This is a genomic window from Dulcicalothrix desertica PCC 7102, from assembly GCF_003991905.1.
Classification (GTDB): domain Bacteria; phylum Cyanobacteriota; class Cyanobacteriia; order Cyanobacteriales; family Nostocaceae; genus Dulcicalothrix; species Dulcicalothrix desertica.
On record NZ_RSCL01000029.1, the window covers coordinates 89,223 to 102,274 of the forward strand.

Here is a 13,052-nt window from a genome sequence, read left to right on the forward strand (position 1 = left end):
GAGTGGCGGTTTAGGTGCTGATACCATTGATGGTGGTATAGGCGATGATTCCCTAACTGGTGGTAACGGAATTGACTCGCTTTCTGGTGGCGAAGGCAATGACTTCCTTGATGGCGGTGCAGGTGCTGATACCATGAATGGTGGTATAGGTGATGACGTTCTCAATGGTAGTGGCGGCAATGACTTCCTTGATGGCGGTGCAGGCAATGACACCACCACTGGTGGTTTGGGTAACGATACATACATAGTCGATAGTACAGGAGATGTGATCGCAGAAAACCTCGATGAAGGAATAGATACAGTTCAATCAAGCCTGGACTATACCCTAGGTGATAACTTAGAAAACCTGATCTTGTTGGGTACAGCCCAAATAGGTACAGGCAATGGAGTTGCTAACACCATTACTGGTAATGAAGCTGACAACACCCTCAATGGACTTGGTGGCAGTGATATTCTCTTTGGTAACGGTGGCGCCGATGTCCTAACTGGAGCAGGTGGTAATGATAACCTTGATGGGGGTGATGGTGATGACACCCTCAACGGTGGAATTGGCGCTGATACCCTTACGGGTGGGGCAGGCAATGATGTCCTGACTGGCGCTGATGGTAATGATATTTTGGTCGGCGGTATTGGTAATGACACAATTACCGGTGGTATAGGCAGCGATACCATTAGCTATACCTTGGGTGATGGTAGCGATCGAGTTAATGGATTTGTCACAGCAACAGGGGGAGATTTCCTTTCCTTCAATGGTTTTACTGCTATTGACGTGCGGCTTGTTAACACTGCTAATGGCACTAATACTCAGTTTAGAGTCAGCGACGGCATTGCTGGCAACGCAGGATTTGGCACAACAGGAGACCTGTTAATTACCTTGATTGGCACCAGCTTTACCCAAGCGGATATCAGCTCCAACATTATTGACTCAGCAAATACGACCTTTTTATTCTCATAAATCCTTAACTTTCAAGAAACCGGGCATATGAACGAAAAACTAGGGGTTTCTAGCAAACTTTCTCAAGAAGCCCGGTTTCTTGGACTGGTGCAAGATGTGAGTTACAGCAATTTTCATTTAAGTCAAATTGAAATACTCAAATATTTTGCTCTTTTTCAGTGTAAATACTATTGACAAAAATAATTTTGCTTTAACTTGTCCTAACACAGTAATATCACTTACATAAAACAGTATCATCACAGTATGGCAAATACCATTAAACTCACAGAAATTGGTAAATATACAACCGGAGTATTTAACCAAGGTGCGGCGGAAATTTCAGCTTACGACTCTGCATCCAAGCGGCTGTTCGTAGTCAATGCACAAACCGCCACTATTGATATTCTGGACCTCAGTGACCCCACAAGTCCGGCCAAAATTAGTCAGATTGCTGTCGGTTCGTTCGGTGCTGTTGCTAATAGCGTTACTGCCAAAAATGGCACTATAGCAGTGGCTGTGGAAGCTGTGGATAAAACTAACCCCGGCAAGGTTGTATTCTACGATACTAATGGCACTTATTTAAAAGATGTACAAGTGGGGTCGTTGCCGGATATGTTAACCTTTACTCCTGATGGCAGCAAAGTGCTAGTTGCCAATGAAGGTGAACCCGGTACTGTTGACCCTGATGGTTCGGTCAGTATCATTGACTTATCAGGTGGGGTTAACAATCTCACTCAAGCTAATGTCACAACAGCAAGCTTCGCGAGCTTTAATGGCTCAGAGGCTCAACTACGGGCAGATGGTGTTCGTATTTTTCCGGACAAGACTGCTGCACAGGATTTGGAGCCAGAATATATTGCAGTTTCTCCCGATGGGCAGAAAGCATACGTGACATTGCAGGAAAATAATACCGTTGCTGTAATCGATATTGCCACCGCAACAGTTACCGCACTGCAACCATTAGGCTTGAAAGACCATAGCTTAGTGGGGAACGGACTTGATGCCAGCGACCGCGATAATGCCATCAATATAAATACATGGCCTGTTTTCGGGATGTATATGCCTGACGCGATCTCAACTTTCAGTGCCAACGGTCAGACCTACTACGTGACGGCAAATGAAGGGGACGATAGGGGTGAAAACAGAAGTGTCAGGAATTTAACACTCGATCCAACAGTCTTTCCTGATGCTGCGACCTTAAAATTAGACCAAAACCTCGGACGTTTGAGTGTGTCTAGTATTGATGGCGACACTGACGGCGACGGCGACTACGACAAGCTTTATGCTTACGGTACTCGCTCATTTTCGATTTGGGATAGCCAGGGTAACTTAGTTTACGACAGTGGTGACGACTTCGAGCAAATTACCGCCCAGCAATTGGCTGCTAACTTTAATGCCAGCAACGACAATAATACTTTTGATAACCGCAGCGACAACAAGGGTCCCGAACCAGAAGGTATAGTAGTTGGTCAAGTTGATGACCGCACGTACAGTTTCATCGGTTTGGAACGCATCGGTGGGGTGATGGTCTACGATATAACGAATCCAAATAGCCCACAATTTGTCCAATACCTCAACAACCGCGACTTCAACCAAAATGTGCAACTACCAACCGCAGGTGACTTGGGACCTGAAGGCTTGACCTTCATTTCCGCCGCAGATAGTCCTACTGGTTTGCCCTTATTAGTCGTCACCAATGAAATTAGCGGTAGCACTACAACTTACGCCATAGCACCTAACGATACGGGTGGGATTGTTGGTACTGAACAAGAAGACACTTTGAACGGTTCTAATCAAAACGATTTCATTAGTGGTTTGGGAGGAAACGATAGCATCTTCGGCGACAATGGAAATGATGTCATTTATGGTGGCGCCGGCGATGATACTATTAACGGGAACAACGGCAACGATTTGCTTTTTGGAGAATCGGGGGTAAATAGCATCTTCGGTGGCAATGGAAATGATATTATCTACGGTGGGGCTGACAGCGATACGATTACCGGAGATAATGGCGATGACAGATTGTTCGGCGGTGCTGGTAATGATATCCTTAATGGTGGAACTGGTGCTGATACTCTAATTGGTGGTGCTGGTAACGATACCATGAATGCTGCATCTGGCAACGACACCTTTATCTTTGCATCGGGTTTTGGCAACGATAGTATTAACGGTTTCGCCAATGGTGCAGACAAAATCGATCTAAAGGTATTTGCGACTAGTTTCGGAGCTTTGACTGTTACCCAAAATAGCGCAAACACAGTGATTTCCAGTTCGCTGTTCGGTACAGATACGATAACCCTAGAAAACTTCATTGCCACCAATGTTGATGCTACCGACTTTATCTTTTAACTTTTTTAACTAGCTGCAAGATTCCCGACAAGTTTTACGCACGTCGGAAATCTGACACCACGGCGCCATCAACGAGAATGCTCCCTTAACATAGGCTCTTTCAAACGGCGCCAATTTTGTCAACCCCACAAAGACATAAAATTTTTATACTTAACCAGATTCAATCGCAAATTACTGCTATTGTCGCGCACCGCGTCTCATAAATCATTTAATTTCCTTCCAATTACCAGAAGGAATAAAGCTTGCCCAATAATAAGGGTGCTGGTATTTTGGGTTCTTTAAAAATTCTAATTGCACTTCTCGTAATGCTACATGTCTTCCTTTTTTAGCTTTAATGTTTTTATAATATTTTACCATTAAATCTTTAGTTCCTGCATCATCAACTTTCCATAAGCTTAATAGTTGGCTTTGAGTTCCAGCGATGACCAAAGCTCGACGCAAACCATAGACACCATCGCCTGTTTTAACATTTCCAAGTCCTGTTTCGCAGGCAGATAATATAACTAGTTGGGTTCCTCGTAAATTTAACCCAGCAACTTCTAAGGCAGTGAGAACCCCATCTTCGGTGTTATTGGTTCGTTTGTTTTGGCGGTTGTTAAATCCTGCCAATGCTAAACCCGAACGTAACAGGGGATTTTCTAAATTTAAATATTTGCTTTGTTCTCGTTGATTATTTAAGTCAGTTATAGCGCTTGAAATCGGCTTAATTTCTTTATTAGGTAAAAAGAACCCGTGGGTGGCTAAGTGTAAAATATTAGGAGATTTTAGTTGCTTAATCGCGGTTTCTGTTGCGTTTTTACCTGTGATAATATTTGTGTTGGGAAAGATTTTTTTGATTTGTTGACCTTCTTCATAAGTTGCTGCCAGTGAGCCAAATTTGAGATTATCAAAGTCAATAGAACGCTGATTTTTGGAACTACGGGATTGTGAGGCGATAACTGTTCCTTGTTGTTCGTAGTTAATATCAGCAAAAACTACAGGATTGGAAAGTTGTTTGGCTGTGGTGTCTAAACGCAGTAAATCTCTACCAGTAGTTAGGTAAGAGAAAGCGTAATTTTCAACGAGATATTTATTTTGCTCGTCTTTGAGTGCTTCAAAAGGTATAAGGTTTAACTGTCCATCAGGTGATAATAACAGATGACGTGCATTTCCCAACAACGGACGGATAGGCGCCATAACTTGCTTATCCAAACTGCGGGCAAGTTCTTGGAGTTGCGATGTTCGATTTTTTCCTTCAATTGGAGTCACATCAATTCCCCGGTTGCTTGTAGGTGGGGCAGTTGCTAATACCTGACGAAAATTAGCCACCGACTTATCGATAATTGCACTATCGCCTAAATCAACCCACTTTGGCTCCCCTGTCGCACGCAACACCACCGCAGCGTAACGTGATTGACCCCATTTTTCGCTGTCTTTTTTTGCCTTAAGATTGAATGGTTTATACAGGACAATCTCTACCATTGCTGCATCAGTTGGAATTTGGACTTGGATATCAGCTAATTCCACAGTTTGAATTTCTTTGCGAAACTCGGCACTTTTTGCACTGACTTGTTCTTCTAGTCGTTCCTTATTAGCTTCTAGTTGTTTGATTTGCTGTTGGTAAATCTCAAATTTTTGCTCTCCGGCTCCCTGATATACTAGGTTTGCTAGTTGTTGTTGCACACCTAACCATTCATCAAACAATTTTTTAGTGTCCGGATTGTCTGCTAACTGAGTTTGTAATGTTTGCACAGTATCAGTCATCGCATCCAGTACCCGTCCTTTGCGACGGAGAATAGTGGTCAAGGCTAATTTACTAAGGGTCGGGTTTTTAGTTGATTGTTGTAGAGCCAGGGAAACAACAGAGTTAGTGCTTCCAGTGAAGGTTTGCACGTAATTTTGTTTTCTTTGTTCTGAACCCACAGCATAAATCAATTGCAAGTTTTTTTCGTTAACCGCAAGCGCACGGGTGAGAAAATTAGTGGTGCGGGCGATATCTCCTTTTCTCCAGGAAAGTATTGATAAATTACTCAGGCTTAGTGCCACATCAGGATGTTCCTGACCGAATGTTTTCTCCCAAATAGCAAGAGAGCGTAGTAACAAAGGTTCGGCTTTATCATAATTCCCCTGTGATTGATAAAGTGATGCTAAATTATTCAGGCTAATTGCCACATCAGGATGTTCTTTGCCCAAAGCCTTCTCTTGAATTGCGAGCGAACGCAATAACAAGGGTTCGGCTTTGCTATATTTCCCTTGTGATTGATAAACTGATGCCAAATTATTCACACTAATTGCCACAGATGGATGTTCTCGACCGAGTGCTTTCTCCAAAATAGCCAGCGATCTCACCAAAAGAGGTTCAACTTTGCTATCATCTTCCCGTATTTCATAAAGTGCAGCCAAATTATTCAAACTAGCTGCCACATCAGGATGTTCTTTACCCAAAACCTTCTCACGAATTGCAAGAGATCGCAATAACAGAGGTTGGGCTTTTGCATAATTACCCTGTGCATCGTAGAGTAAAGCTAAGTTATGTAGGACGTTTGCCACTTCGGGATGTTCTTTACCTAAAACCTTCTGTTGAATCTCGATCGCTTGTAGGTACAAAAGTTCGGCTTTGACGTAATTCCCCTGTGACTGATAAAGTAAAGCCAAACTATTTAGGCTAAGTGCCACATTCGGATGTTCTTTACCTAAAACCTTCTCACTAATCGCAAGTGAACGTAAGTAAAATGATTCGGCTTTGGCATAATTTCCTTGTAATTGATAAAAGTTAGCTAAATTATTTAGGCTCGTTGCCACTTGACCATGTTCTTTGCCCAAAACTTTCTCTAAAATCACAAGCGAGCGTAAGTACAAAAGTTCAGCTTTGGCATAATTTCCTTGTAATTGATAAAGGCTAGCTAAATTATTTAGGCTATTTGCCACTGCGGGGTGTTCCACACCCAGAACTTTCTCGCGAATTGCGAGCGCTCGTAGGGAATTGGACTCAGCTTTACTATAATTTCCTAATGAGAGATAAAGCTCTGCTAAATTATGTAGACTAGTTGCCATATCAGGATGTTCTTTACCCCGAACCTTCTCTAAAATCGCAAGCGAACGTAAGTACAAAGGTTCGGATTTGATATAATTCCCCTGCACTCGGTAAAGTTCAGCCAAATTATTCAGGCTTTTTGCCACATCAGGATGTTCTTTACCCAAAACCTTCTCTAAAATCGCAAGCGAACGTAAGTACAAAGGTTCGGCTCTGGTATAATTCCCCTGCGCTCGGTAAAGTTCAGCCAAATTATTCAGGCTTTTTGCCACATCAGGATGTTCTTTACCTGAAACCTTCTCATTAATCACGAGCGTTCGTAAGTATAAAGGTTCCGCTTTAGCGTAATTTCCCTTCGCCCGGTAAAGTCCTGCCAAGCCATTAAGAATTGTTGTGAGTTCAGGATGTTCTTTACCAAATGCTTTCTCAAGAATATCGAGAGAGCGCAAATACAAGGTTTCAGCTTTGCCAAAATCTCCCTGCGCTCGGTAGATTTGAGCTAAACCAGCCACGCTAATTCCTACCAAAGGATGGGACTTACCCCGTATTTGTTCAAACATACCTATGGCTTTCTCTGCCAGGGGAATCGCTTCTATATATTTCTTTTGTTCATATAACTGAAATGCTTGTTTATATAATTTATCAGCTTCTTGCATTTCTGCTTCTTGTGATTCTGGCGCCTGTTGAACTGACTGGGGTGTTTGAACTTGTCCTGTAACTTGTTGTGTTACACTTACTACTAGTCCCAAAGCCATAGCGAGCGTAAGCGTTCGAGATAGCAATTTCAAGGAATAAGATTTTTTTGAGAATAAATTGGCAAATATAAGCTTATATGGAAAATTATTCATATATTTGTGAGTCGAGCGAGCCGAGGGATTGATATAGTACATTATATTGCTACTAGATGCAACGACATCTCTGTATTCGTGTATGTAAGAACATAAGTGTTGCAATTTGCATACCCCCCCAAATCACCAGAAGTAATATAATTGACCAGAAAATCTAAATGCCTGACTTTTATGAAACGCCGCCATTTTCTCCAATTCGCTAGTTCGACCCTGGCAACACTGGGTTTAAGCCAGTTGGATATTATGCAACAGGGGGATAAGTATACTCAAGCTTTAGCACAAAATAGAGGGCGTAGATTCGCCCTACTAATTGGTATTAATGCATACACTAACGGGATAAACCCCCTTAATGGCTGCGTTAATGATGTGTTGTTACAAAAACACTTATTAATACATCGCTTTGGTTTTAATCCCAAGGATATTAAAATTCTTACCGATGAACAAGCTACCCGTCAAAATATCCTCACTACCTTTGAAGGACATCTTATCAACCAAGCAAAACCTGGTGATACGGTGGTGTTTCACTTCTCTGGACATGGTTCGCAGGTTGTCGATCCAGATAAAGATAGTCCTGATGGTCTTAATAGCACCCTTGTTCCAATTGATTCTGGGTACAATGCCTCCGGTGGGGTGGTGCAAGACATTATGGGACATACGCTGTTTTTACTCATGTATGCGCTGAAAACCGATAATGTTACTGTTGTACTTGATAGTTGCCATTCTGGAGGAGCAAAACGGGGAAATTTTATGATTCGTTCTCGCGATGGTGGTAATAAATTTCAAGCCCTTCCTCAAGAGTTTGTCTATCAAAAACAGTGGTTAAAACGCTTAAATTTATCGCCTCAAGAATTTATTAAATTACGGCGCCAAGGTATCGCTAAAGGTGTTGTCATCGCCTCTGCAAAACGTGACCAATATGCAGCCGATGCACCTTTTTCTGATTTCCATGCAGGGGCATTTACCTATTTATTTACTCAATATCTCTGGCAACAGACTGCTAATCAACCAGTGACAAAAAGATTGGCTGATGTTAATCGCAGTACACGAATTCTATCACGCAATAGTGGTATTTTCCAAGAACCTGAGTTGGAAATTAATAAAAAAAATTCCAATTCATCGATTTATTTTACTCCTTTTAAAACATCCTATGCCGAAGCAGTAGTTACACAAGTAGCAGGCGATAAAGTCGAAGTATGGTTGGGTGGAATCGATATACGAACTATTGAAGCTTTTAATAAAGATTCTGCTTTTACCGTTATTGATGCCAATGGTAAAGAAATAGGACTGGTAAAACTAGAATCACGTCAGGGATTGATGGGAAAAGGTAAATTTTTGAGTGCAGCAAGGGGAAATTATAGGCTCCAACCAGGGACACTTTTACAGGAAAGAATTCGTGGTATTCCTGTAAATTTAACCTTGAAGATAGGTTTGGATGATGGCTTTGATAGTAATGGGAATAACCAAGCTCAACAAGCTTTAAAACAAGTTTCTCGTATTACACCCTTACCCTTAAGACAGCAAGAAATTCATTATATCTTTGGTCGCATGACTGAATTGCGATATAAACAATTACAAAAATTTAAGGTGGTAAATCTACCTGCTGTCGGCAGTTTAGGTTTATTCTTACCCTCATTAGATCGCATCGTTCCCAATTCCTTCGGCGCCGCTAAAGAATCTATACCAGCAGCGGTACAACGTTTACAGCCTAATTTTAAATCACTCTTAGCAGCGCGAGTTGTCAAGCAAATGGTTGGCAATAACAATACATCACAACTTAAAGTAAAAGCCTCTTTAAATCTTGCTGATAATAAAAAAGTTATTGTTGAAACCCTTCCCACCCGTGGCATTCTTAAACAAACTGATGGAAGTATAAACCCTAAAAAAGCAGTAAATATTAGAGATGGAGAAGTTCCTAAATTACTCGTTGGTACACAAATTACCTTTGAAGTAGAAAATCACGAATCTGTTCCTATTTATGTTTCTATTTTAGTAATTGGTTCTGCTGGTGACATGGCAATAATATTTCCCAATGACTGGTCTGCTTCTGACGACGCAGCATTATTAATTGCTAAAGATAAGCGATTAGTCCCTGGAATTGATGATGGTTTTAAACTAACTGTAGTAAAACCATTTGGAATTACTGAGGCATTAATTATCGCTAGCGTATCTCCATTAAGAAATTCACTCAAAGTACTCAAAGAAATTGCTAGCAACAAAGCGAAAGACCGTGGACCCCTTACGACCAGCAATGATGAGTTTTTAACTTTAACTGATAAATTACTAGAAGATTTCGATAACGGTTATCGGGGTGGAATTAATGTTGAAGAAGTTCAATTAACAACGGGTATACGTGGTGCTGATACAAAAAAAATTGCAGCGATGACGATAGCTTTTGAAGTTGTTAGTTAAGACTCCGGAATTGGATTTTATTTTAGTGTATGTAAAGTAGTATGAGAGCTAACCCCCTAGCCCCTTCCCTGCCAGGGAAGAGGGGAGAGGTTCTTAAAAGTAATTACTAATCACAAGTATAACTTAGCAAATATGTCGCATTACGAAATTAATAACGGAAAACTCTTAACGCCATTCCAGCGTAAATTACTAGAAAAAAGCTTGCAAGATAATTTAACAGAATCATACCATCAGCGTATTCAAATTATGTTGCTGGCAGATGAGGGTAAAACTCAAGCAGAAATTTGTCGTACTTTGGGGTGTTGTGCGGCGACGGTGCGGCATTGGACGCATATCGCCCGTACAGGAATGGCGCACCAATGGCAGGATTGCCCAATTGGGCGCCGTAAGAGCGTTAATGACCAGCATTTAGAACGTTTAAAGGAGCTGGTTAGCAATAGTCCTCGCGATTATGGTTATTCTTTTCGTCAGTGGACAGGAACTTGGTTAAGTAGGCATTTGGCAAAGGAATTTGGAATTAATGTGACACCCCAGCATATAAACCGACTGCTGAAACAAATGGGGTTATCTACACGTCCAAAACCCAACTGTGTCAAAGAAACCATTAATCAACAAATCAATAGTTCGCAAATTTCGATTTCTGACCTCAAATCGACTGCTTTAAACAGTAGTTTTGAAATTTTACCGATTAAATTCGCTCCATTCGTAACGGATTCCTCAAATTCATGACACAAAATCTCTCTGAGCAATTATCTTTAGAACGGCTCAATAATACTTTAGGATATTCTCTTTCAGAACAGCAATGGAAAAGCTGTTTACAGCAAGCTAAGTTTTTAACTCCGAAAGTTGGTAAGTTTTGGGAAGGAAGCGAAGTTAAACCAGGTGTTTACATTGTAATTACTGGCAAGGTGCGATTGCTTGATGATATAGGTGAGTTAATCGCAACTTTGGAAGCAGGCGATTCCTTTGGAGAATTTACTTTGTTTCCGGAAGCTGGGTTTATGCCCTATAGTGCCAGAGCAAGTGTTAATTTACAGCTTTGTTTTCTTTCGGGTGAGGTATTATCGCCATTAATAGCTAAATATCCGCAAATTCGAGAATATTTGGGCGATAAGGCAAAGAAATTTGGAAACCCCACCCCCAGTTCGCACACGGGGAGAGGTGCTGAAGGCGGGGTAGGGTCATCTAATGCTTACGCTGAAGAAATATATCCAGAAGCAAAGCGTCAGAAAAAAATTAGCAAAGCCTACTTTCCTAACCCTAGCGTAAAAGTTGGGCATTTATGGCAAAGCTTTGTCCATCGCTATCCGTTTTTTGCTCAACAAAGTTCCTCTGACTGTGGGGCTGCTTGTTTGGTAATGGTATCGCGTTATTGGGGGAAAAGTTTTAGTGTCAATCGCCTGCGGGATATTGCCAACGTTGACCGAGATGGTGCATCATTACGTGGGTTAACAGCTGCGGCAGAAAGTATTGGTTTTAGTACGCGACCTGTGAAAGCAAGTCTTGACCAGTTGGCAAAACAGAAATTACCTGCAATTGTTCACTGGGAAGGCAAACATTACATTGTTCTTTATGAAGTGACGCGGAAATACGTAATTGTTGCCGACCCTGCGATTGGTCAACGCACCCTTAGCTACGATGAATTTAAGCAAGGTTGGACTGGTTATACCTTATTATTGCAACCTACGGTTTTGTTTAAAAATACCAAGGAAGCAACTACCCCTTTTTGGCAATTTTTTGAATTGATAAAGCCTCACTCTTTGGTCATGTTTGAGGTGTTTATTGCTTCTGTGTTTATCCAAATATTTGGACTTATCACTCCTTTATTTACCCAGTTGATTCTAGATAGAGTAGTAGTGCAACGTTCTGAACTAACTTTAAATGCTGTTGGGTTAGGATTACTAATTTTTAGTATATTCCGTGTAGTGATGACTGGGTTACGACAATACCTTCTCGACCATACAGCAAATAAAATAGATTTAGCATTAGTTGTTGGGTTTATTCGCCATACTTTCCGATTACCCTTAAACTTTTTTGAAACTCGTTATGTTGGCGATATAGTATCCCGCTTACAGGAAAACCGAAAAATTCAACGTTTTCTTTCAGGGGAAGCATTATCTATATTACTAGATTTACTAACTGTTTTTATCTACGTCGGATTAATGTTTTGGTATAGTTGGAAAATGGCTTTACTGGCATTAGTGATTATACCACCATTTGCGATTTTGGCTTTGATTGCCACACCTTTTTTACAAAAAATTTCACGAGAAATATTTAGCGCTGTTTCCCATGAAAGTAGTTACTTAATTGAAGCTTTAACCGGAGTAAGAACAGTAAAGGCAACAGCAGTAGAACAAACAGTGCGATGGCATTGGGAAGAATTATTAGATAAAGAAGTAAAAGCTAACTTTTCCGGGCAAGTTATTGGTAATAGGCTACAAATATTTAGCAACACCATTCAAGCATTGGTAACTACTGGCTTACTATGGTTTGGTGCATATCAGGTTATCCATAACCAATTAACTATTGGTCAATTGGTGGCATTTAATATGCTATTGGGAAATATCATTACACCATTTCAACGCTTAACTGTATTGTGGAATGAGCTACAGGAAGTAATAATCGCCGTCGAACGAATTAATGATGTATTAGATACCGAACCGGAGGAGGATTTACAATATCAAGCAAGACAAAGTTTACCGCCTATTCAAGGGCATATTCGCTTTGATAATGTGACATTTCGCTATCATCCAGAAAGCGATACTAATGTTTTAGAAAACCTCAGTTTTGAAGTCAAAGCAGGACAAATGGTAGCACTGGTAGGACGCAGTGGTTCTGGAAAAACTACCATTTCTAAGTTAGTTTTAGGTTTGTATCCAGCCAGCGATGGTAAGATTTTGGTGGATGAACATGATATTACTAGTATTTCCTTACGTTCATTACGTTCTTGTGTAGGGGTAGTTGACCAAGATACCTTTTTATTCGGTTCAACAATTCGAGAAAATATTACTTTAGGGCATCCAGGGGCAAGTTTGGCAGAAGTTATCGAAGCTGCAACATTAGCAGGCGCCGATGAGTTTATTAAGAAGCTACCAATGGGGTATGAAACCAAAATAGGTGAAGGTGGTGGGTTGCTATCTGGTGGGCAAAGACAACGTATTGCTATCGCTAGAGCGTTGTTGGGCAATCCTAAGTTATTAATTATGGATGAGGCTACTTCTCATTTAGATACCGAGTCAGAAAGAATTATTCAGCGTAATTTAAGCACTATTCTTAAGGATAGAACTACTTTGATAATCGCGCATCGTTTATCTACTGTACGAAATGCTGATTTGATTTTAGTGCTTGATAAGGGTGTGTTGATTGAAAGTGGGAATCATGAAGATTTGATGGCGAAACGTGGACATTATTTTTATCTTAATCAGCAGCAGGACTTAACCCTCTAAGCAGTTAACTTAAATAATCGCAAATCCAACCAAAATCTAAAATCTAAAATCGC

The 13,052-nt window shown here is 40.9% G+C and carries 6 protein-coding genes; 5 read left to right on the top strand and 1 reads right to left on the bottom strand.

The genetic code is table 11. From position 1 onward, the window contains the following. Positions 1-955, top strand: a 955-nt coding sequence (locus DSM106972_RS41520) for a calcium-binding protein (RefSeq protein WP_267901216.1), incomplete at its 5' end; no start/stop codon positions are given. Between the two features lie 243 nt (positions 956-1,198). Then, entirely contained in the window at positions 1,199-3,283 is a 2,085-nt protein-coding gene (locus DSM106972_RS41525) for a choice-of-anchor I family protein (protein ID WP_127086192.1), read from the top strand. A gap of 204 nt (positions 3,284-3,487) precedes the next feature. On the opposite strand, the gene DSM106972_RS41530 is transcribed toward DSM106972_RS41525, so the two are convergent. Then, a complete protein-coding gene (locus tag DSM106972_RS41530) occupies positions 3,488-7,144 on the bottom strand; it encodes a tetratricopeptide repeat protein (protein ID WP_127086193.1) in 3,657 nt (1,218 codons plus the stop codon). 171 nt (positions 7,145-7,315) lie between these two features. Between DSM106972_RS41530 and DSM106972_RS41535 the strand changes: the two genes are divergently transcribed. The 3 genes from DSM106972_RS41535 (at position 7,316) to DSM106972_RS41545 (ending at position 12,999) form a co-directional block, all read left to right on the top strand. Beyond that, positions 7,316-9,553: a caspase family protein gene (locus tag DSM106972_RS41535; protein WP_127086194.1), complete on the top strand. Its 2,238-nt coding sequence runs from the start codon at positions 7,316-7,318 to the stop codon at positions 9,551-9,553. A gap of 132 nt (positions 9,554-9,685) precedes the next feature. Then, on the top strand, positions 9,686-10,282 hold the full coding sequence (locus tag DSM106972_RS41540) for a helix-turn-helix domain-containing protein (RefSeq protein ID WP_127086195.1): 597 nt from the start codon (positions 9,686-9,688) through the stop codon (positions 10,280-10,282). Further along, positions 10,279-12,999: a peptidase domain-containing ABC transporter gene (locus DSM106972_RS41545; protein ID WP_127086196.1), complete on the top strand. Its 2,721-nt coding sequence runs from the start codon at positions 10,279-10,281 to the stop codon at positions 12,997-12,999. Before DSM106972_RS41540 ends, DSM106972_RS41545 begins: the two co-directional genes overlap by 4 nt. Positions 13,000-13,052 lie beyond the last annotated feature (53 nt).

What these genes read in the sequence shown, in the direction of transcription:
- DSM106972_RS41525 (WP_127086192.1), top strand. Translation starts at nt 1,199, where the DNA reads ATGGCAAATACCATTAAACTCACAGAAATTGGTAAATATACAACCGGA.
- DSM106972_RS41530 (WP_127086193.1), bottom strand. Translation starts at nt 7,144, where the DNA reads ATGAATAATTTTCCATATAAGCTTATATTTGCCAATTTATTCTCAAAA.
- DSM106972_RS41535 (WP_127086194.1), top strand. Translation starts at nt 7,316, where the DNA reads ATGAAACGCCGCCATTTTCTCCAATTCGCTAGTTCGACCCTGGCAACA.
- DSM106972_RS41540 (WP_127086195.1), top strand. Translation starts at nt 9,686, where the DNA reads ATGTCGCATTACGAAATTAATAACGGAAAACTCTTAACGCCATTCCAG.
- DSM106972_RS41545 (WP_127086196.1), top strand. Translation starts at nt 10,279, where the DNA reads ATGACACAAAATCTCTCTGAGCAATTATCTTTAGAACGGCTCAATAAT.